This window comes from Serratia sp. CC22-02 (assembly GCF_900182895.1).
Taxonomy (GTDB): domain Bacteria; phylum Pseudomonadota; class Gammaproteobacteria; order Enterobacterales; family Enterobacteriaceae; genus Serratia; species Serratia nevei.
Genome location: NZ_FXUD01000002.1, coordinates 53,298 through 75,209 on the forward strand (window position 1 = coordinate 53,298; position 21,912 = coordinate 75,209).

At 48.3% G+C, this 21,912-nt stretch carries 19 protein-coding genes; 10 read left to right on the top strand and 9 right to left on the bottom strand.

Annotated features, from left to right (window positions below; translation table 11 throughout):
• The first annotated feature begins 53 nt into the window (after positions 1-53).
• Positions 54-1,994 carry a site-specific integrase gene (locus tag QOL81_RS07015; protein WP_197757421.1) on the top strand — a complete coding sequence of 647 codons (1,941 nt, stop codon included), beginning with the start codon at positions 54-56 and terminating at the stop codon, positions 1,992-1,994.
• A 327-nt stretch (positions 1,995-2,321) separates the two neighbouring features.
• Here the strand turns inward: QOL81_RS07015 and QOL81_RS07020 are convergent, their stop codons facing one another.
• Together QOL81_RS07020 and QOL81_RS07025 are read right to left on the bottom strand one after the other, a co-directional pair.
• Entirely contained in the window at positions 2,322-3,497 is a 1,176-nt protein-coding gene (locus QOL81_RS07020) for an HNH endonuclease (protein WP_283439753.1), read from the bottom strand.
• Between the two features lie 211 nt (positions 3,498-3,708).
• A complete protein-coding gene (locus tag QOL81_RS07025) occupies positions 3,709-4,041 on the bottom strand; it encodes an NIPSNAP family protein (protein ID WP_197757417.1) in 333 nt (110 codons plus the stop codon).
• A 1,073-nt stretch (positions 4,042-5,114) separates the two neighbouring features.
• On the opposite strand from QOL81_RS07025, the gene QOL81_RS07030 reads away from it, so the two are divergent.
• The 5 genes from QOL81_RS07030 to QOL81_RS07050 all read left to right on the top strand — a co-directional run bounded on the left by QOL81_RS07030 (position 5,115) and on the right by QOL81_RS07050 (position 9,890).
• Positions 5,115-6,803, top strand: a complete 1,689-nt coding sequence (locus QOL81_RS07030) for a P-loop NTPase fold protein (RefSeq protein ID WP_197757415.1) — start codon at positions 5,115-5,117, stop codon at positions 6,801-6,803.
• A gap of 145 nt (positions 6,804-6,948) precedes the next feature.
• Positions 6,949-7,572 (top strand): recombinase family protein, encoded by a 624-nt coding sequence (locus QOL81_RS07035; RefSeq protein ID WP_283439830.1) that lies wholly within the window; start codon positions 6,949-6,951, stop codon positions 7,570-7,572.
• 66 nt (positions 7,573-7,638) lie between these two features.
• Positions 7,639-7,983: a hypothetical protein gene (locus tag QOL81_RS07040; RefSeq protein WP_197757413.1), complete on the top strand. Its 345-nt coding sequence runs from the start codon at positions 7,639-7,641 to the stop codon at positions 7,981-7,983.
• Between the two features lie 28 nt (positions 7,984-8,011).
• Positions 8,012-8,959 (top strand): DUF4365 domain-containing protein, encoded by a 948-nt coding sequence (locus QOL81_RS07045; protein WP_197757411.1) that lies wholly within the window; start codon positions 8,012-8,014, stop codon positions 8,957-8,959.
• 7 nt (positions 8,960-8,966) lie between these two features.
• Positions 8,967-9,890: an SIR2 family protein gene (locus QOL81_RS07050; RefSeq protein WP_197757409.1), complete on the top strand. Its 924-nt coding sequence runs from the start codon at positions 8,967-8,969 to the stop codon at positions 9,888-9,890.
• 14 nt (positions 9,891-9,904) lie between these two features.
• Here the strand turns inward: QOL81_RS07050 and QOL81_RS07055 are convergent, their stop codons facing one another.
• Entirely contained in the window at positions 9,905-10,402 is a 498-nt protein-coding gene (locus QOL81_RS07055; protein ID WP_197757407.1) for a hypothetical protein, read from the bottom strand.
• Positions 10,403-10,642: 240 nt separating this feature from the next.
• Here QOL81_RS07055 and QOL81_RS07060 point away from each other — a divergent pair, with 240 nt between their 5' ends.
• From QOL81_RS07060 to QOL81_RS07070, 3 genes are all read left to right on the top strand, one after another.
• Positions 10,643-11,107, top strand: a complete 465-nt coding sequence (locus tag QOL81_RS07060) for a helix-turn-helix domain-containing protein (protein ID WP_001570728.1) — start codon at positions 10,643-10,645, stop codon at positions 11,105-11,107.
• Between the two features lie 264 nt (positions 11,108-11,371).
• A complete protein-coding gene (locus QOL81_RS07065; RefSeq protein WP_283439754.1) occupies positions 11,372-13,141 on the top strand; it encodes a hypothetical protein in 1,770 nt (589 codons plus the stop codon).
• A 573-nt stretch (positions 13,142-13,714) separates the two neighbouring features.
• The gene (locus QOL81_RS07070; RefSeq protein ID WP_015376761.1) at positions 13,715-13,933 is read left to right on the top strand and encodes a TM2 domain-containing protein; all 219 of its coding nucleotides are present in this window, start codon (positions 13,715-13,717) and stop codon (positions 13,931-13,933) included.
• A 51-nt stretch (positions 13,934-13,984) separates the two neighbouring features.
• Here QOL81_RS07070 and QOL81_RS07075 read toward each other — a convergent pair whose 3' ends face one another.
• Positions 13,985-14,518, bottom strand: a complete 534-nt coding sequence (locus QOL81_RS07075; RefSeq protein WP_060423146.1) for a hypothetical protein — start codon at positions 14,516-14,518, stop codon at positions 13,985-13,987.
• Positions 14,519-15,003: 485 nt separating this feature from the next.
• On the opposite strand from QOL81_RS07075, the gene QOL81_RS07080 reads away from it, so the two are divergent.
• Positions 15,004-16,119 (top strand): hypothetical protein, encoded by a 1,116-nt coding sequence (locus QOL81_RS07080; protein ID WP_283439755.1) that lies wholly within the window; start codon positions 15,004-15,006, stop codon positions 16,117-16,119.
• Positions 16,120-16,122: 3 nt separating this feature from the next.
• On the opposite strand, the gene QOL81_RS07085 is transcribed toward QOL81_RS07080, so the two are convergent.
• The 5 genes from QOL81_RS07085 to QOL81_RS07105 all read right to left on the bottom strand — a co-directional run bounded on the left by QOL81_RS07085 (position 16,123) and on the right by QOL81_RS07105 (position 21,760).
• Positions 16,123-16,827 (bottom strand): hypothetical protein, encoded by a 705-nt coding sequence (locus tag QOL81_RS07085; RefSeq protein WP_283439756.1) that lies wholly within the window; start codon positions 16,825-16,827, stop codon positions 16,123-16,125.
• 16 nt (positions 16,828-16,843) lie between these two features.
• On the bottom strand, positions 16,844-18,019 hold the full coding sequence (locus QOL81_RS07090; protein ID WP_197757403.1) for a hypothetical protein: 1,176 nt from the start codon (positions 18,017-18,019) through the stop codon (positions 16,844-16,846).
• Positions 18,016-19,302 (bottom strand): hypothetical protein, encoded by a 1,287-nt coding sequence (locus tag QOL81_RS07095; RefSeq protein WP_197757401.1) that lies wholly within the window; start codon positions 19,300-19,302, stop codon positions 18,016-18,018. Before QOL81_RS07095 ends, QOL81_RS07090 begins: the two co-directional genes overlap by 4 nt.
• 53 nt (positions 19,303-19,355) lie before the next feature.
• A complete protein-coding gene (cybB, locus tag QOL81_RS07100) occupies positions 19,356-19,880 on the bottom strand; it encodes a cytochrome b561 (RefSeq protein WP_197757439.1) in 525 nt (174 codons plus the stop codon).
• Positions 19,881-20,158: 278 nt separating this feature from the next.
• Positions 20,159-21,760 carry an ABC transporter substrate-binding protein gene (locus tag QOL81_RS07105; RefSeq protein WP_169318083.1) on the bottom strand — a complete coding sequence of 534 codons (1,602 nt, stop codon included), beginning with the start codon at positions 21,758-21,760 and terminating at the stop codon, positions 20,159-20,161.
• Between the last annotated feature and the right edge of the window lie 152 nt (positions 21,761-21,912).

The following is a 21,912-nucleotide window of genomic DNA, read 5'->3' on the forward strand; positions in this document are numbered from 1 at the left end:
ATTCATTCAGAGTGAAATCGCGTAGCCTCTACTACATAGAGGTCATACAGCCGATGGCTCAACGTGATAATCTGTATCGCCGTAGCAGCGGTATTTATGTTGTCCGTATTGCAGTTCCCGCCCGATACCGTCTCTACACGGGACAGCGTGAGATTCACGCTTCGACAGAAACAAACGACATCAGAAAAGCGCGAGCGATTGCAGCAGGTCTATTGGTTGTCTGGCAGCGATGTCTGGGTGAGTATCAAAAATTGGATAGAGAAAAGTTGGTAAGCAGTGCGCCTGCTTTGGCTGGCGAAGGAATGATCAGCCTCGCTGAATTTTGCGGTTTAACAAGTGCTTCCCTGCAACAAGTCGCTCAGCGCCTGCTTGATACGAATATCCCGCTGTTTTGGCTTGCTGATGGGCGTCCTGCCTACTATGTAGAAGATCTTTCACTCGTTGATAAGGATGACCCTGAGGCTTCTGGATTTATCATCGATAGTGCCATTAACATCGGGATCAGAGGTTCTCTGAGCGGTTATGTTCAGCCCTTGGTTTCATCACGTATATTACGTCAGATGATCGCTGGCGAGCCGCTGGATGCAGAAACCGCATTTAAATCTTCAGAGGCTTCATCCAAAGCCGCTTGGTTCGTTGACTTTCCCGGTGTCGAAATCTCGCCTAATTCATTGATGATTCACCGTGTTCAAGCCGAGCGCTTACGATTATTTTGGCTGTCACATAGCACCGCAGTTTCTCCAGTCATGCTTGAGAAAACAAAAACAATTATCCCTGTATTATTGCCCTCATCGATACCGGATAATGAATATGTAAAACGTAAATACTACTCAATGAAAATGAGCGAGTTATGTGAAAAATATATTCGCTACAAGCGCGGGGGGAAATTCACGGAGAAGGCAGAGAATCGAGTTCGGGAAGGTTTTAGCTTACTCCTTGAAGTTATGGGTGATTCAACGCTTGAAAAAGTTGACCGTGACTTCCTCCGTAAGTATGAGCTCTTACTAAGGTCGATACCTGCAAGGCGCGATCTGGCAAAAATAAGATATAAAATCAATGATTTTCATGAATTGATTGTCAAGGCAAAAGAGAGTGGCGACCCTCTAATGAGCGATAATGCTGTTCGTAAATATATGCGAATTCTCTTCGAGGCTTTCCAGTGGGCTGATGGAGAAGGCATTTTTATTAAGTCTCCTGCGAATAAATTCTTTGCACCTGTAGAAAATGAAAAGATGGATCAGGATTTCAAATCTGATTTCACTGATGAGGATTTAAACGCTATTTTTGGTATGCCTTGGTATAAAAGTGGGACAGTCGATAAAAACAGGCAGGGGCAATTCCATCATTATCGTGCATTTCATTACTGGCTACCGCTAATTGGCTTTTTTACCGGCGCGAGGATAAATGAATTATGTCAACTTTACCTTGACGATATTAAGCAGGATGCTGCCGGTTTTTATTTTTTCGAAATCAGCAATGAGCGTGCAGATCAGTCGCTAAAAACTATTCATTCGCGACGAAAAATACCGTTGCATCCGACATTGATCAAGCTTGGATTAGTCCGCTATTGCGAAGCATTGAAGAAAGCAGGCCATGAACGTTTATTTCCCGAGCTTCCTTACCACCCTGTAAAAGGATATGGCGATAAAGCTTCGGACTGGTTTAATCGCTCGTTGCTCAAAGAACGGTTAGGCTTTGAAAAAGAGAGCAAAAAATCTTTCCATTCATTCCGGCACACCTTTTCTACAAGACTCAAACAAGAGGGAATCGACAGCGAGACACGTGCGCAGTTTGTTGGACATATCCGCGGTTCTGGCGAGACAGAGAACCGGTATAGCAAAGATCATCCACCAGCGGCTCTCTATGCTGTTCTTGAGAGCGCTACGCTAGGGCTACCGGAAGTTGCTCCATTTGTTTGCGAAGATGGTGTGGTTGCTGTAGCTGATGCGCTACGGATTAAGCAGAGCAATAAATCGCGGAAAGAACCGCAATAGCCTGACTTTTTCTCTTACTCTAACGCGCTCAGAATGGTTCTGGCGCGTTTTTTATTAAGGGTGGTGGATTTCATAGTGCTGAATTTGGAGACGCTCAAAACGCGTTTGGTGAGACTTGATTTGTATTAGCTCAGACTTGATCTGACGGTTTTCACTTACAGCACACAATCAAGTCTATCAGTCCGCCTTGAGCGAGGAGCGGAAACTAAGCGCTTCGATAGGGCCGTAGCATGTTATGAAGGAGAAAGCTGCTTTACAGAAAGAATCTATCAAGCATTCTTTCTCAGCAACAATAACTGAATAAATTTTACTTCGAAGGAGCCAATATTATTCAATATTAATTTCTTCTTCCCACGCCAATCCATTTTCTATATGAGCAAGCTTCTCTGAAAATGATCTGATTATTTCAGATATGTCAGAGTCAACGGATGCAGTTTGAACAGAAATCATTAACTCTTGGCTGAGGCTTCTAATATACTCTTCGGTCGATAAACTTTGACAGTGCTTTACTATAGAATTCATTGCTAACTGAACATTTTTCCTAACGGATTCATGTTCAATTTTGAATGAGTCAATATTTTTAGGTATGTAACTTAATGGCGGGTTAAATAAAACGTTAAACCTTGAAGGTTTTCCTGTTGTAGGATTTAAGCACAAGCATTTAGGTGATATACTCGAATGATTACCTAAAATAATAGAGAAATTAAATGCACCAAAAAGTTTTATATAAGCAACCAATTGGTGATTTACATTAGTTATAAATACAGTGTGTTCAAAACCACATTGAATGGCGTCTGGGGTTTTTTCGTGTGGGTGTAAATTTGTAATGACAGGAAAATCATTTGCATAGTCCCATCCGCAATATTTTGTAATGTCAGGTTCTCCACTTCGTATGGATTCCCTAAGGCTCTGATAGATATCGGTTCTTGCTCGAGAATTGCCATACAAAACAACATAGGAGACTACAGCAATTTTCGCTATAGCACGAAAAATCTTATTTCCTTCAAACTTAATGCTAGCTCTTATAACAGGAGCCTTAGTTGTAACATACTTTGCATTAATATCCCCTATATTAAGTCCGCGCTTCTTAAGAATTCCTACAATCCTATTAGCATCACCTACATCTTGAGCAACGAAATCAAAGGCTGTATTGCTATCAGTTTCATCTTTTGAGGGTATTCTTGACTTAGACACAATAGGTGTCAAGTTGGGTGCGAGATCATACTTGATGCCATCATCAAACTGACCTGCTTCCTTTATTGTTGGTGGTGGGTTTCCTCTTCCAGACCAAACATTCAAAGCATTCCTGATATAAATGAAGTTATCAGCCAGAGCGATCTCAACCGCATCTGAACTCGCTTCTGAAAATAAATTGTTGCAACTTTTGCATGTCGCATGTGTTGTGGTAATTCTTCCACCTAACGCACTAGGGAATACATGCTCTAGGCTACCTTTATCAAAGGGAATATCACAAAAAATACACTTCTCTGGGTTTGTTTGCATGTTTATTTAACTTTTATATTAAAATAAGAATGTTTAAGCATGTTTTAACTTACCATCATTGAACTAATTTGCATCATTTTTTTGTCGTTAATCCTAGCAACACAACTTGATACATGAAGGACCGTTCTTGGCACAAAGCTGCCTGTCAGATTAGGTTTGGCTATCTGCCTTAGCTGTTTTAGGTCAAATCTAATCTAATACACTTGATTACCTACGATTGCACCCGCAGCCTTTTCACGCTTTCTGATGGTAGGCTAATCACTGTTTTAATGCAGTTCTCAATGCTGCCAACGATGTCTTCGCGTGGGCCGCTGCGCCAGTCTGCGCTTGCGTAAAAAGCATCGAGAACCGCAGTCATGCTTTCAACGCTGTCAAAGGCGCGAATCAAGTAGTAGCAATCCAGGTCATGAAGCGAGTTGCCAAACGAAACAACATAGATCCCGTGGTTTTGGTGTAGGGGAGCACTGATTTCCTGCATTATGGCGTGAAAAGCGGCTCCGCTGCCTTTACGTAAGGTGTATTGCACTATTTCGACGGTTCTCAAGCGTTATCAACGTGTTGCCCTTGGGCGCCTCCTAGTTGATAGCAATAAAGTAAACCGGACTGGGCCATGAAGCTACTGCTAATCAGACAGTAATCCGTAAGCAGAAGCTGCGATATGCGGTTCAAACGCGCTGTAAGGCTCTCTGGCGAGTATTTTAAAGAAGATAGTCGAAATCATGGTGCAGAATTCGCGGCGCTCTCATAGAGTGACTGGCGAAGCCAGTTGAAACAAGCGTAGCGGAGTTCGAGCAATCAATGAGAAATCTGGGCGAGCTTTAGCTTTACCGCGTCGCTTAACTTTGGAGGCTGATTGCCTCTATAAGGACTGTCTCGCCACCACGGAAATTTTCGGATGCAATTCTTAAGAGGGGCGCTTCCAAACCTAGAGCATCCACTTTTTCGCTCCCAACTTATCTGGCTGCATTTACACCGCGAACATGTTGAACGTTAGCAGCTTCTGGTTCGTGTTTGGTTGTTACGCAGGTGAGGTAAAAACGGCAGGTTTACTTTTGACGGGAACGCCATAAGACACCAAACAGCAGAGAAGTATAATTGTTAAAAATGTTAAAACATAACTTGTTCTTTAAGATGTAAACCCTTCCTCGGGGGGGAAGCCGGACATATCAACCCTAAGGCCATCTGAGAAGATAGCCTGTAGGTTTGCTCGGTTCCCCTTGCCAGATGAAGATCAAGTCTTCCTCGTGGTGTGACGACCTTTCTTGAAAGATGCATTATGCGCAAAAGTAGCTACTCAAGAATCCGCCGATAGATACTTTCACCCTCTGCTTGGCTGCATCAAACGCTTGCGCGCCCTACCTACCACAATCAACGTTACGCAGAGTTCCCATCCTGACGTTTTCCGCAAAAGAGCGGTGATGCTCCACCTACCCGGACCGGTTTACCGCATGAGGTAGGTGTGACAGCAAGTTAGCATAGATGTGAGTTCAATAAAAGTGTTATATATCAGATAGGTGCGTTCATATTTTGAAAGCACTAGACACGCTGTAATTAGAGCTTCTAGTGTTATATCCAACTAATGTATCTTGAAACGAAAGCTCCATTTCGGGGGAATGTATGTCATTGAAATCGACCAAGGAACAGTTGAAGCGGTTACTCACAGAAAAGGACAACAAGGTTATAGCGTTGTCTGGTAAATGGGGCACTGGCAAAAGCTACATGTGGCAGCAGGTAAAAAAATCGTCCGCAGATGAAACGGTTAAGGGGGCGCTCTATGCTTCACTCTTTGGCTTATCCGGGATTGAACAAGTAAAGACTAAGCTAATTCAAAGTATGGTGCCTGCTATTAAGGCCAATCCGAAATTATGGGAGGGCGCCAAGCAAACTGTTAAGTCGGGCGTGAAGGTTTTGGAGGGATTCCACAAGGGATTTGGTGCTCTTAATGACCTTAATCTAGTATTTGCTCCTGCAATTCTTCGGCAAAAACTGATCGTCCTTGACGACATAGAGCGCAAACATGAAAAGCTTGATATAGACGAGGTATTAGGTTTTATCGATGAGTTTACTCAGCAACACGGATGTCGGTTTGTGCTTATTCTCAACAGTGATCAACTAGCCAAACGGGATGTGTGGGACTTACTTCGAGAGAAAGTTGTAGATCAAGAGATTAGACTGACAACATCATCAACCGAGGCTTTTGATATTGCCACAGGATATACAGCTTCAGGATATGCAGAGCAAATTAGAACCTCAGTTGTATCTTGTGGGGTAACAAATATTCGAATCATTAATAAGATCATTAAAGTAGTTAATCGCATCTTAGGAGAACGACAAGAACTTACTGACGCAGTGCTCTGGCGCGTTATCCCCTCAACTGTCCTTCTGGCTGCGATCTATTATAAAGGGATCGAAGACGGACCTAGTTTCGACTTTGTGCTTACGCAAAATTCTGTAGAGTTGACTAGTTTTTCTGAACACAAAGATGAAAGGACGACCGCTGAAAGTAAGCAGCATACAAGATGGCGACAGCTCATGAGCGAGCTTAAAATTCTACAGTGTGATGACTACGAACTTTTGGTAGCTGAGTTTTTACAATCCGGTCTATTCGATGTTTCTCTACTGACACAGATAATTGATCGTTATGTTGATGAAGCAGATGCAACAGAAGCTATGCATGCGGTGTGGCATTTTTTTGAACAATACACTTGGAATCATAAACTATCAGATGAGCAACTTCTGTCAGAAGCAAAATCTGTTTCCATAAAGCCACATTTGTTGGATGCGCAAACTATCAGTTCTCTTTGTGAAACTGTCATGAAGTTACCTGGTGGTTTTGTGGTTGCAGAACAAATGATAGATAGCTGGATATCATTTTTTAGACTTAAAGATCATCTAGATGTCACACTCCCCAATGCTTTTCGCAACAAGCTTCATCCTAGAATCCAAGCAGAGTTAGACGTAGCTACAGCAACGGCACAAGCCCAAATATCGATTTTTGATGCCTGTCGTTATGTGATGGAGAATAGGGCCTGGGGGGCTCGTCAAACTCAAGTATTGAATTCTGCGACTGAACAAGAGATGGAGGACATCATTAAAAACAGTGATATTCCCAATATGCGTTTTTTTATGGCAACAATGTTAGAGTTTTGTATCCATAAAAATGCCTATGAATCGAGTTTTAAGCCAGCAATGGACACTTTTATACAATCATGTAAGAAAATCGTTCAGACTGGCGGATCTGATCGTCTTAGTAAGCTTGTAGAACATTTATTCTCTGAGTCGGAGCTTAAGAACTTGCTGAATTAATGTGACAGTTATGCCAACAAACGACCGTTTTCCGACACCTTCCACTCGCACGCTTTCGCACTGTTGGAAAATTAGCCTTGGCTTTTCTGGCAGGTCATCCTATTTTGACACCGTTTTCTGGCAGGGGCCGGATGAGGAGATGATGATGGCGAATTTTGGCTATGGACGTGTTTCTACAACGCAGCAGGATACCGAAAACCAGCGTCTGGAACTTGAGCAAGCTGGATGGAAGATCGACTACTGGTTTGCCGATGTTGTTAGCGGAAAGGCTCCTGCGGTGCAACGCAAAGCGTTTTCAGAAATGCTCAGCAAAATCCGCGATGGCGAAACACTGGTTGTTGCCAAACTCGACCGACTGGGACGCGATGCAATTGATGTTCTCCAGACGGTCAGGGCGATGGCAGAGCGTAATATCAAGGTCATTGTGCACCAGCTTGGCACAACTGATCTCACTTCTGCTGCCGGTAAACTTCTGTTGTCGATGCTGGCAGCAGTTGCAGAGATGGAGCGTGACTTGCTAATTGAACGCACTCAGGCGGGGCTATCACGAGCAAAAGCCGAAGGCAAGAAGTTGGGAAGACCGTCTAAAATCGCGCCAGAAGCTCGTGGCACTATTGTAGAGAAAAAGAATAGCGGAACAAGTGTCAGTGCTTTAGCACGAGAATATGGCGTTTCTAGAGCGACTATAGCGTCTATCATGCCTTTAAACGAGAGCAGAGTGTCACAGAATGAGAAGGATGAGATTGATGTCATTTATAAGGTGTTGTAGATTTTCTGAGTAGCTCATGATCGTCATGATGAGATAAGAGCGTCGTAATCATTATAGGGGGTGTAAATGTCGCTTGTTCTTCCTGTGAGATTAGATAGCGAAATATTAATTTCGAACGGAAATGATTCTTTTTCGATAACTCAATTATCAGATTTTTATCTAACTGGTAATTATAGTTTTTTTGATTTGTCTGGGATGCCAACAAAGGTGAATGGTTATGACTCTTCAAATGAAAATGAAGGTAGAGGACTGAGGGTAACCAATCTATGTGGGATTCTAAATGGAGAATTTCTTAAGCTATGTCCAAAATGTGGTCAGGCCAAGAACTTTTATCATTATGGAGCTTCATACAGAACGACTAATGAGAAAAGAGACCAAAGTGAATGTGAGGTTTGTAGAGGTAATTATTAAAAAATGAAATGTTGCTAGGTGGTTTTTTATGACAAGAGTAACTGCTGAATCCCACATTGGCGAGCTCGGTTCAGCTTTTTTACAATATCTATGTAGCAAACAAGAGGTAATTTACCGCCCAGTTAGGATTTTTGATGTTGGTATAGATGCGTTTATTGAGCCTCAAGTGGGCAATATTGCTACAGGAGCAATGATAGGAGTTCAAATAAAAACAGGGAAAAGTTTTAAAACGAGTTCAGGTCGTTATTCTTTCAAAAGTGATAAAGCTCATTTTGAATATTGGTCTAGATGCACTTTACCTATCATAGGTGTCGTCTATGATCCTGAGGATGAAAAATGTGTTTGGGTTAATTTGAGCGATATAGCTAAGGACAGGCTTACCAATAAAGGGCCATGGGTTATTAATCTATCGGTTCAAGAAAACTTATTAGACTCTGACAGCTTACAAACACTTATTGATAGCGCTGAATTAACAAGGATTAAGAAAGATTTTATTAAATTTTCTTACTTAACTATGCCTCAGTCGAATCAAAATAAAGAGAAAAATTCATTTCAAAATTTAAGCACTATCTCATCTCATACTGCATGGGATGAACTCTTAGATACTTTTCTTTCCCTTCTTTATGATGACAGAATTGTTGCTGATGCTGGTTATAGATTAAGTTTGTATTTCCCAAAGGAAAAAAGTGATTTTCGCTACCAATATATTATAAAAAGATTGTCTTTGCTTAATGATGTCCAGTTAATCAAAATGATATTTTCAGTGAAGGTTGCATTGGATGATTGTTGTGAGCATGTAGCAGAACATATTTGTAATATAATGAGACATATCCCCGATATATGTTTAAGGTTGGAAGGTATTATCTGTAACAATAATATGGGTGATGATGTGAATGTTGTTGCTATTCAATTGATTGAATCTTTATCAGAATATGAACGTCAAGATTTATGGGACATGGTTAGTAATAAAAGGTAATTATAATATGATTTCTCTATTCTTAGGGGCCGGTTTTTCTAAATGGGCTTTCGATTTGCCACTGGTAAGTCAGCTTTTTGATTTTAACATTTCTTACCTTACAGCCTCAGAAGAGAAAAAACTCCATCGAATTAAAGATGATTGGTCTGTCTGGATACAAAAAAATCCGGGAGCAACATACGAGAATTTTGTTTATTGGTGTATTAATAAGTCTTCTCATCGTAGGAGTAGAGTTGTTTGGTATGTTAATAGAAGGTTAACTGAACCATTCATTACAAGGATTCTCGGTGGATATTCTGCTGCTATGTTTGATGAAAAGGTTGTGAAACAAAATGAAAGAATAGTTTTTTTACGTGATCTATTTAATTGGCTAGAGAAGGCTGGTTTAAAAAATATCATTACTTGTAATTATGATAATATTGTCGAGTATATCCTAGGTTGCTCTGGGTTTAATTATGGTATAAAAAATGAAATTTTAGTGGGAAGAGGAAAGAATCCACAATTTCCTTGGCAAAATGCAGATGTGAGAGTTACTGGAGAGATCCTGCTGGCTAAATTGCATGGCTCTTTATCGTGGGACAAATATAATAAATACACCAGCGGTAAACCTGGCAGGACAGGGAAAGCTTTAATTGTCCCCCCTGCTCCTGAAAAAGAACCTCCGCTTGAATTACTAGATGTTTGGTCATTTGCTAGAAATGCCTTAGCCAATAGCAAAGCCTTAATTGTTTTTGGCTTTTCTTTTAATGCGTATGATAATGCTTTGCTGAATCTACTAAGGGAAAGTGGCTCAAATTTGAAAAAGGTAATTTTGATTGATCCCTATCCTAAAGTTGATGAGGCCAAATGTCTTTGGCCTTCGGCATCAATAGAGACTATCAACCCCTTAAATGATATTGTTTTTCCGGAAAAGTGGTTCGAAATATTATGAGCAGATTGCTTAATTCATTCAAATGAAGCTGCGATTACTTCCCCGGTATTGGCGTTGAAAACACAAAAATACTGAAGCGGTGTTAGCATTCCCAGACTGTTAATAGCGTTAGCCTGATCTCCAAATGCTTGAATCGTTTTCTTTTTCTCATCATGCCACAAGTAAGATCCGAAAACTGGCTGCGCTTCACCTTCATGCCACATATGGCGAAACGTCGCTTTCTTGTCCATTACCTGCTTGCACTCCCTGACCGGGTTGTGATGCGTTTTCGCATAGCATTCTGGGCTGTTACCTGAACATAAGGCATTTTGTTTTGTTGGCGGTTGTTTTGCACCTAGAGCGGAAAAGGCGCATACGCCCAGCACCAATGAAAGAGTGCCCAGAACTCCCCATGAAATTGCTCTTAGACCGCTGATCTGCCGTTTTGATGTAACGTGAGCAACCATGCTGTAACTGGCCCAGCTAAGCACGGTTCCCGCAGCCATCGGTAATATAAAGTCTGATCCCGTCATAATTCCCTCATTTGCCAAACAACATCACGTCTTGTAGTGAGTGCTGGAGACACACAACCAGTGATGACTATCATACGATATTGATTCGATTTGTCACTATTGGTGTTCATTCCTGATCTTATTAGTCGTAGTCATTCACGCTTCTTACGAGGGAACGTGTGCTCACGAATAGAGCTTATTGATTCAAAATGTCTCAAATAGAGCGTGGCCTTATAGTGGTCAAAATTGCACATTCAGTGCATGAAAAAGACCTTGAGAATACAGTTTGGCGAGCGGGTGAAAGAGCTGCGAATAGCCACCGGAATGAGCCAGGAAGCCTTTGCCGATCTATGCGGGTTTGCGAGAAGTTATATGAGTCGCATTGAACGTGGCGGTTCTAATGCTTCTCTGGATGCGATTGAGGTGTTGGCTGGGGCTTTGAGTGTCGAGCCGTGGCAACTGTTAGTGTCTGGTTTGTCCGAAGATAGCGACCCGGAATTACTGGTTCCCTATGCGGCTGATGGCTCGTGTTTTCATCCTGGGCTGGCGAGCACCCGCGATGGCTCGTTTGGCGTAGGTGATAAAGCGGCTCAGAAGCGTTTTGGCACGTTTTATGAAGCTCTTGAATATCTACGTAGCATGGAGACAGCAAAATGGCGTAGGCCCAATGCCAGCGGCAATTGGGGCATTGTGTCAGCGGTGCGTTGGGACAAACTGAAAAAGTAGTGCAAGTGTAAGTTTGTAAATTCTAGGGGCTGTATGAATGAACAGATTTCTTTAGCAGAGGGGAATCCCCATTGAATCAGCGTGTTTTTTTATAGCAGTCAGTAAAACATCAAAATACAGGTGCGTTACGTAGGCGTTACGGTTGCATATTATAAACATGATTGACGGTTTTTAATTATTAAGTCATTGAAAATTATTATCTTAATACAGCCGATACACACCTATCCAAAGCTAAATCAATTAAACATAAAATTTGGAGAGATGATGGAACAGCAATGGTTTGAACTTAAAGATGCAAGACGTAAAGACTGGAATAAATCAGTATGGATAGTTCTGAGGGCCATCAAAAATATTGAAGAAGTTGGGAGGTATGGTTTCCTCGGATATAAAGCTGATTTCTTTGGGGCAGGAACAGTTGCATTTTCTTTAGAGCAATTAGATAAGGTCAAAAATCTTGGTTGGTCAGATATAGGTATTGGCCAACAACATGCCGGTTATGTTGATGATAGTGAATATATTCCAGCCGAAGTTTTCAGAGACACTTGGCGAGAAGTCGATGGAGTAAACCTTGTTTTGGAGCAAAGGTCTGAAGGGGGATATCCAAGACGATGGTTTTTGAATCCAGATATTATTCTGACCTTAGGATTATTTCAGGATGGGAATGTTTGGGTTTGTCCAAAGGAAGGGTATGATGAAGTAGCTAGAATTGAGTATGAAGATAATGAGCCAGTTTCTCTTGAGATTAAAAGTAAGTATTTGAAAGATTATTTATGTGCTCGTGGCATGTTTCTGTATGTGACTAGCTATTATAGCCGGGATTGCATACTTGAGAATGTAGAACATCTTAAATGGGAAGAAAAAGAGCTAAAATGTAAGGATGATGAATTTTCCGAATGGGAAGTAAGAATTACTCCTATTCATGAGGGAGGCGAGACCTATGGAAGCAAGATGGCTGTTTTCCATATGTCCAGAACTGACATAGATGAAGATGACGAATTTCCTGATATATCTCAGTTTCCTACAGATGAAAATACAAAAAGTAGTCATTGGGAGAGAGGATTTGAGGGGCGTAAATTATATAGAGTTATGGGGGAGCTATGGCGTAATTTTGTTGTTAATCCTTCTTTAGCGAGCCCAATTGTTCGAGGTGATGAAGTAGATTCAAGCTCTTATTTTATTATTGATCTTGAAGGGAATAAAATATCCGGAAAAGAACTCATCGATTCAGGTAAGTGGCTTTGGTTTAAACCGGATGTAATGAACATTTTAAGCAGCAGAAGAGGTGGAGGGTTAAGGTTTTATTCTCGAACTACAGGTTCTGTATCTTGCTATGAGGGATATAATACTCATTTTGGGGTTAATGATTTAGGTTTAGTTAATGTCTATGCTAAAGACATTGGCCTTCTTCCAACATGGCAGCAGCAGATATGGGCTGGATTCAATTGTTCACCAGAGGGTGGCATATCAAAAGAACTTCATGCCTCTCAAGTTCTTGCAGAGCCTGCTGATACTAAAGCCCCTGAGAAATACTTGCCTATTTCATTAGATTATATAAATAAATCAACATTAGAATTATTTGGGTTTTGTCTATTTAGAGATCATGAGTCGATTCCTGATATAGTTAAAAGTATTCATAGATTTAGATCAGTCACACAGGAAACATTCTATGGTTTGGCAAAGGATTTAGCTCGGGTAATTGTTGATAACTTAGATGCAGCTTCTATGCAAAAGATCATAAGCCCGGGAAAGGGGGAGCGTTGGGGATCTATTAAATCTTTGGAGAAGCTTTTAAGTTCAAAATATGATAGTGACTTTGTTAGAAAGATAATGGCTCCACTAGTGGGAGTCTATGAATTGAGGCATGCCGATGCTCATCTACCTGGTTCTCAAATTGAAGAGGCATTTTCATTAATTGATATTGATCGCAATTCCCCATTTGTGATCCAGGGAGAGCAAATGCTCCACTATGTTGTAAAAAGCCTTTTCACGATTTTTGAGCTTTTCAGAAAATGGCACAATCAGCCGAGCGATTGAATTAGCAACGTTTGAAATCAAAGCTTGGATATTCTAAGTATATTAGCTTAATGGGATGAGTCTTAGTCATGGCTCATCTTTCGTATGAAACTTGAGTGAGATAGCAACGGTTGGCTTTGATTTGGGTAAAAGGCATTGACCAACATCCTATTGATTTAACATAACTCATTGTTAGTGATTCCTACATACGCTGCATTAGGACAAGGTTCTGATGGATCGTTTCTCCGCAGAACTTGTATAGTTTTTCGAGGCAGGACATGCTTCAACATATAACATCTACTACAAATACATCCTACAATCTAACTTCACAAACTCATGTGGTTACGCGAGTTTCGGTAATGCGAAGGTCGTAGGTTCGACTCCTATTATCGGCACCACCTCTCCTTCAGATTCCCTTTGCTTACCTTTTCGCCGGTTAAACAACCGTTTAATCATCCGCTGTTATAATTACCCCTGTTGAGTCTTGATGGATGAATGTTTTTCTCCTCAAGCATTGTGATGCGGCGCTCTGTGGAGCGGCATCCGTTTTTTGGACATGCCGGTGGTTCGGTGAGAAGTTAGGAGAAGTGCACTATGAGCAGAAAAGACAAGCTCGCGGCGGCCCTGCTGGCCATCTTCCTGGGTGGGTTGGGCATTCACAAGTTTTACTTAGGCATGAAGTGGTGGGGGCTGTTCTACCTGCTGTTCTGCTGGACGGGGATCCCGGCGATTGTCGGCTTTATCGAAGGCATTATTTATCTGTTCCAGTCGGAAGAGAAATTCAACCAGAAATACAATCCTGGTCTGATTTAACGCGTTTTCTGGCGGCGCTTCCTGTTAAGGGGAGCGCCGCTTTTCATTCCGCTACTGTTTTTTCATCATCATCTTGCCGCGCATCTCTTTGCTCATCATTTTATTCGAGCTGGAGATTACGCAGTTATATTGCTTGCCTTGGTTGATGATCATAAAGGTGCTGACCGGATTTTTAAAATCCTTGTCGATGGTGAAATAAATATAGGCCTGCGGCAGTGCGGCCGGTTTAAAGGCGCCGAAGGCATACACATCCGCCAGGCCCAACGCGGAGAGATCGACCGTCAGCTCCATGGGCTTCATGGAATCCGGTGATGGGAACATCGATTTGGCCGACATCATCATGGTGCTGCTGTTAATGGTGTAATCGGTTTTAACCTTCATGCCCATATATTTCGATTCCGGCATGGAAAGTTCTTTTTTGCAGGCGGCGTCGTGCTGTGGAGCCGGGCTGCCGTTTTCCATCACGGCGTGCACGTGTTCCAGCGTCACTGCCGCGCTGCCGGTGGTAGGCTGCGCATCGGCCGCGTAAGCCGCGCCGCTGAAGGCGGCTACAGAGGTAAGGATGATGCCTGTAACGATTTTCATTGTCGCTCTCCGGAATACTAATAATGATATTAATTGCGGTGTGTAGCCTATTGGCTTGATAAAACGCAAGGTTACCCGTTCCGTGGAAATAAAATCCCATCGGAATATTGCTATAGAATGTTTTTCCACCCTCGCGGTTAGCGGGGGTGATTCAACTTTGCTAAACGCCTTTCACTTTTTTATTCAGCGTTTTTACCTGCATATAAATAGTATGTCTAAACATAGTCAATGTTTAGAATATACACAAATTATTGCGGTTTTTTTCCTCTTTTATCTTTTGGCTTTTAATGGGGTTGCGAATATTGCATTGAGATACAGAGGGTTATCTTTTTACGTTGAAATCAACTCTGTGAAGCGTTATTTATGTGATCTTCATAGTCACAGAAATAACGATGAAATTATTACCTTTCTATTTAACGGCTAATTATTCATGGCATAGGCTTCAACCCCGCTAACCGCCTGAGCTAGAATCAGGCGGTTTTCTCGTGGAAAAGGATATCGCCATGGCCGCCTGGGCCCTTTTGATCGTCGGTTGGTTGTTGATTTGGCAGGATCACCCGGTTTTCGGCGTGCTGTGCATCGCGCTGTTTGCCATGCTGCAATGGGCGAAGTACGCCGCTAAAAGCGCGCAAGACCCCGCAGAGGCGGCAGAATGGCGCAAGACCGACTGGCGCTCGCAGCCGATTGAGATGGCGCACGCCGGCGACAGCGATCGGCAGATTGGCGGCGTGGGGGAGCTGGGCATGGGCGGCCCCAATTTTTGGACGCTGCTGCTGCGTGACGGGGCGATTGTGTATAGCGCCTGTGCCGCGCCGCAGGACGTGGACGGCGGCAAGCTGCGCCTGATCCCGACCCGCAGCCGCGAGGGTGAGGGGTTGACGGTGTACGAGCCTGCCGCCCGAGTGATGTACGCGCTGCCTGCATTGACCGATTGCGAGCAGGCGGCATTGGCCGCCGGTTCCGCCGAGGCGCTGGCGCGGCTGCGGGCGAGGTGTCGGCAGGCGGAGGCTACGCCGCTGCGTCAGGTGCGCGGTCTGTGGGTGCCTCAGTGGATTGAGGATTCGGCGGATCGTCTGGCGATCGCCTTATCCAGCGGGCGGGCGCTGGCGGCGCGCTCGATGTTGCCGGCGGATCTGCGCCATGCGGACGATCCTGCCGCGCTGCTGCACGCGCCGCCTTATGAACTGTTGCTGGATAACCGGCCGACCAATCTCTTCGTGCGCGATCTCGATCGCGTGGCGGAATCCCCGGCGGGCGACGGCTTGAGCGTCGGCGGCTGCCAGTTCCACGGTGAGCATATCGTCGATGGTCTGTACCATCTGCACTTCGCCGGCGAGTGGTTCAGCTTGCTCTCTCACGCGCACAAACCGGCGGGCGGGCGCGGTTCGGACACCACTTTTTTCGTCGAGCGGGTCGAGCCGCAAGACGGCGGGGTGTTCGTGATTGAATGGGATGCCTACGGCGTGGGGCCCGACGGGCGTGCGCCGCGCGTAGCGGCGCCGCCGGTCTTGGTTATCGCGGTGAGCTGGCAGGAAGCGCCGCTGCAGCTGCCCACGGCCAATAACCGCGTGACCGTGCGCTTGCCCAACGCCACGGCGTAAGGCTTAAGGCAGCACCCTGACTTCGCCGTTGTGCAAGGTCAGCACGGCGATCGGGCTGCCGGAGAAGCACTCCCTAAAGGCCCAACTGCTGGGCCGAAACGCTGCCGCAGGCAGCCCGGCCTGCCACTCCTCCCCTTGCGGAGCCGGCCGATCCGGCGGCAACAAGAAGGTGACCAGCCAACCGGCTTCGCAGCGCACCCTTTGGCCGCTCGGGCGGGTAAAGGTGTGCGCGCTCGCCAGCTCCATCACCGGCGGTAAAACCTCAAAGGCGATGATCGGCACGCCGGCCACGCTCTGTGGCTGAGGAAAACGCACGGCGGTCACGCCGTCCATCGTGATAGGGCTGTCTTCGGTGCCGGGCAGGCGTGGCTCCTGCCGATTTACCCAGCTTCCCTTCGGCAGCGTGATTTCACCAAACGGTTTTGCCTCGTTGAGCGTCAAGTAGCTGCGTTGATTCCAACGTTCTTCCGCCCGCTGGCTCTTGATGTCCTGGATGGCCATGCCGATCAGCATCAGCGCGCACGCCACCGGGTAGACCGCCAGCGCCGAGGCCAGCAGATAGCCGCCCCAGGAGAGCGGCGGTCGAGCGCGGCCGCAGCGGGCGGCGGCGTAGCGCCAGCCCCACCAGGTGAGCAGGATACCGGTGAGCAGCAGGGCCAACAACAGCGCCAGCAATCCTGCGGCGCCGGCGCCATAACCTAACAGCATGGCAAGTTCCTTATGTTCACGGCGTGGTGGAACGATAGCGAACGAAGTAGGGCAGTGGTGGGGTCTCCCCGTCATCGCCATAGTGGCTTTCCGGTTCGATCACGGTCTGACGTGCGTCGTCGCGCCCGTTGTAGCGGTACTCCAACGGCTGTCGGTAGCGCACGTCGGATGAGCGCAGATCGAAAATCAGCGAAAGACGCGCATCGCCGTTATCCGTTTGGGCGACCAGCTTGTCGTTGCCCGCCCACAGCTGATACAGCGATTTATCGCCGTTTTCCAACAGCACCGTCAGCTGCCCGTCGGATTGATAACGCAGGAGCTGATACAGTCCTCTGTCCAGCGTTTGCGCGATCAGGTAGATGCCGCCATTCGGGGCCTGGGCGCTTTCCTTCACGCGCACCGTTAGCCAATGCAGTTCGGCCACCTCGCCGGTTTTGCCGTTAACGGCAATATGCAAGGCGCCGGAGCCGAGCACCGGGTTCATCCAGAACAGCACGCGTTCGCCATCAACGGCGGTAAAGATCTCGGGCATGGATTTGCGCTTACCGGAGGCGTTAGCCGTCGGTGAGTCCTCCTCGCCGCGCTCAAAGCCCAGCAGCTGCCGCGCTTCCAGCTGTGCCGGCAGATCCAGCGTTTGCCGCCAATGGGCGCCAAAGTCCGGGCTGTAGAATACGCCTTCGGTGCTGATGAAATACAGCGCGCGTTTCCCCGGCAGCGCCACCAGTTTGCCGCCGATAAAGGAAGGCAGGTTGTCGTCACCCTCCGGCCAGGGGATCAGTGGCCCGATGGTGCCCCGTTGCACATCGACCAGCCGGCGTCCCTTGGACAGAAAAAGCACGCACTCCTGCTCGACGCAAACCGCATCGTAGATCAACTCGTCGAGTTGCCCCAGCATCTGCAGCCCCTTCGGGCCGGTGAATAACACCTGGCTCAGGTAGTTGGCCGCCCAGCCGTAAAAGCTATTGTAAGCCCCGCGTTCGCTCCTTTTGCTGATGAGCAGCAGAGCGCCGTCCTGCGCCGGGTAGCTGTGGATGAGATCGTAACGGGCTATCGTCGGCAAGGCCTCGTCGCTCTGGGTCCATTGCCACTGTGCATAGCGTTGCTCAGGGGCGAGAAAATAGACGCCCAGCGCGCTGGCCAAAAACAGCGTCAGGATAATAAGGGGTCTTTTATAAAGCGCTAACGTCATCATTTCAGCTCCGTCACCTGCTCCTGCCGCCATAGCCTGCGGCGCAGATTGCGCAGGTATTTGAACGTCTTAAACGTGCGGTGCTGCTCAAAAGCGTAGAGGCGACAGATCTGGGCGAAGCCCTCGATCAGCAGCGCCAGGCCGCTGATCATCAGCATCAGCAGCAGCAGAATCGGCGGCAATTCACTGCCGAGGCGCTTCAGGGTCCAGGCATCCAGGTAAACGCCCGCTGGGGTATCGGCGTTATCCCACACGATCAGGCCGAGCATCAAACACATCATGATCGCGCCGAGGATGAAGACGACGCGTGCGCTCAGGTTAAGGCCGGCTTCGGTGAAGTAGCGGCTGCCGCCGATGAGATAGGTCTGGCGATCGCGGTGATTGATGATCCCACGCACCGTCGGCAGCTCGGGGACGGTGTCGTTCTCGCAATACAACACCTGCAGCGAATCGCCTTTGGCGATGAAAAGCGGATGTTGCCGACGAAATACCGGATGCAGTTTGGTATTGGGGACGTTGAGCGCGCGGGTCGTCAACGCGAAGTGCGTCTCCTTCTGGCGCCACGCATAAGTGTCCAAATACTGCACCTGCCGCGGGATCTCATAGTGGAGGAGTTCGTAGCTCAGGGCGTTGACCGTCTCGATGCCGGAGGCCTCGACGCCGTCAGGGAGGGGGAACTCGGTTTGTTGCGTTGTGGGCGCTGACGTTGCGTCTGCACGGACGGCCCGGTATTTGATGCCGGGAATTTTCAGGCTGAGTGAGCCGGGCGGCGTGACGTCTTGCCCCAGCAGCACGCGATCCAGCGCCCTGAGCAGGCGCCTGCGGCCGCGGTGCGCTATCAGCAGGAGATCCGAACCGACGAACAGCACCAGGCCGATGCCGATAAGGCCGGCGATAATGGCGATAAAGAACAGGGCGATGGTCAGCCAGGAATCTTCTCGGTCCATGATGAAAAAGGCCGCCGGGAAACCGCCGGTGAGCGCCGCGCCCAGCACCAGCAGGGCGAAGTATTTCAGCTTGTATTTCAGCGTTCTGTCTGGCTCCAGCCGGCCTTTAGTGCTGTGTAGCAGCCAGTGCAGCCAATAGCTGCCGTCTTGCAGGCGGTGGGCGCCAATCTTCACCCGATCGCCGGCGGCGAGCCTGGCCAGCAGATTTTCGCTGTCGCTGAAGTCGTCACGGTAAAAAAAGAACGTCTGGCCGGAAGCGATGATCCTCACCAGGTTGTCGGGCGCCGTCTGTTGGCTAGCGCATTGCTCGACGGTCACATGAAAAAATTGGGTTTGCATGTCATTCCCTGTCAGCGGGCGTGGCCCGAAAATTCATCCCTGGCGCCGGGTAGTCAGCGCTTTTTCATCAGTGGCAGCATGCGCACCAGCGCATTGTCCTTGACGATATAGTGGTGGAACAGCGCGGCGGCGGCATGCAGGCCGATCAGCCAGTAGCCGAACGACGCCAGCGTTTTGTGCCAGCCGATAATCATCCGCGCCTGCGGCCGATCCGCCACGTCGGCGAACGGCATCGGCAGGCCGAACAGATACCACTCCTTGCCGCCCAGATAGCGCGAGTACACCCCCAGTACCGGCAGCGTTAGCAGCAGCAGGTAAATCAGGGTGTGCGTCAGGTGCGCCAGGCCGGTTTGCCACTTCGGCGGTTTGGGCACGATAGCGGGCGAAGGGTGGCGCCAGCGCAGGAACAGGCGGGCGATCATCAGCGCAAATACCGTTACGCCGCAGCTGAAGTGGGTGACAACCAGCACGTACCAGGGGGCGCTGCCCGGTTCGGCCAAGCCGCGCAGCTCGATGGTGACACAGGTGATGACCAGCAGGATCGCCACCAGCCAGTGCAGGCGAATTTGCCACGGCATGTAGGTGTTCTGCACCGGGTTACCTTTTGATGTTAAAGGGTCTGTGCGTCGATGGTAACGAAATGTTACAGGCGAGGAAAGCGCCTGTGCGCAGATTAAGCAAAATGCCAGGGATTACGCCGCTTATTAAGCTATGAATTTAGTGGGTTAAGTGCCTGGCGGCAGGGGAGGCAGTTAGCATCGTAAGTTGTGAAGCTAATGCGCGGTAGGTTCAGAGGCTGGCAACTTATTAAGCGATGAGGCGGGTAGCGCCGCAGCTCTCGCCGCGGCGCCTGGGATCAGTTCAATTTGGCCTTGGCGAAGTCGCTGCCGTTCACGTCCACCACGTAGCCGCTCAGGTTGCTGCGGGTGGCGTAGAACACTTTGCCGGTGGCCAGCGGCAGCCACGGCGCCTGTTTGGCGAAGATCACCTGCGCCTGTTGATACAGCTTGGCGCGCGCCTGCGGCTGATTCTCCTGAATCGCCTGCTGGATCAGGCTGTCGTAATCCTTATCGCACCAGCGCGCCACGTTGGCGCCGCTCTGCACCCCGGCGCAGCCGAGCAGGGTGGCGAAGTTATCCGGATCGCCGTTGTCCGACACCCAACCGTACAGCGCGCTCTGCTGTTCGCCTTTGCGCAGCCCGGCCAGATACTGGCCCCACTCCCAGGTGACGATCTTGGCTTTCACGCCCACCTTCGCCCAGTCGCTTTGGATCATCTCGGCGATGCGCTTCGAGTTCGGGTTGTAGGGGCGCTGTACCGGCATCGACCAGATGTCGGTCTCAAAGCCCTGCTCCAGCCCGGCCTGCTTCAGCAGCTCGCGCGCCTTCTGCGGATCGTAGGCGTACTCCGGCAGTTTATCGTTGTAGCCCAGCATGCCCGGCGGCAGCAGCGAGTTGGCCGGCGTGCCGCTGTCTTTGAACACTGCGGCGACGATCGCTTTCTTGTCCACCGCGTAGCTCAGCGCCTGGCGCACCAGCAGGTTGTCGAACGGTTTTTTCTGGGTGTTGAACGCCAGATAGCCGACGTTCAGCCCGGTAATGTCGTGCAGCTGCAGGTTGCCGTCGGCCTTGATGGCGGCGAACTGTTCCGGCAGCGGCGCGGGGATGATCTGGCATTCATTGGTCTTCAGCTTGGCCAGCCGGGTTTGCGGATCCGGCGTAATCGAGAAGATCAGATGCTTGCTGGCCACTTCGCCCTGCCAGTAGTGCGGGTTGGCGATGTAGCGGATCAGCGAATCCTGCTTGTACTGCTGCAGCGCGAACGGCCCGGTGCCGATCGGCCAGTTGTCGACGTATTCCGGCGTGCCCTTTTTCAGCATGGCGTCGGCGTATTCGGCGGACAGGATTGAGGCGAAATCCATCGCCCAGTCGGCGACGAAGGCGGCGTTGGGCTGGCTCAGCGTGAAGCGTACGTGATGCTCGTCCACCGCTTCCACCTTGGCGATCAGTTTATCCAGACCCATGTCGGTGAAGTATTCATAGTTGCCGCCGGAGACCTTGTGATACGGGTTAGCGGGATCCTTCTGCCGCATCACGGTGAACACCACGTCTTCGGCGTTGAAGTCGCGCGTTGGGGTGAAATATTTGTTGCTGTTGAATTTTACGCCCTGGCGCAGGGTGAAGGTGTAGGTCTTACCGTCCGGGCTGACGCTCCACTCGGTGGCCAGCGAAGGGGCGGGGGTTTTATCGCTTTCGCGCAGCGTTACCAAGCGGTTGTACAGCACCTGCGAGGTGGCGATAAAAGTCGGCCCGGAGCTGGAGAGCTGCGGGTTGAACGATTCCGGCGAGGCGACGGTGCAGTACACCAGCGCATCGGAAGCGGCCAGCGCGCTGCCCGCCGACAGCAGGCTGGCGCTTGCCAGCGCCAGCGCGGCGATAGGGTGTTTTGAAAACGTCAAGGCAAGATCCTCAGGTGGGGGGAGCCGTTAGCGGCGAATTGATTTAACTATAGATAACGGATGGCGCGACGGGGAACAAGCGCCTCAGCTGCGCATTCTGTGCGCCTTGCGTTGCCTGCCGCCACAGCGCAGATCTACACTGCTGGGCAATC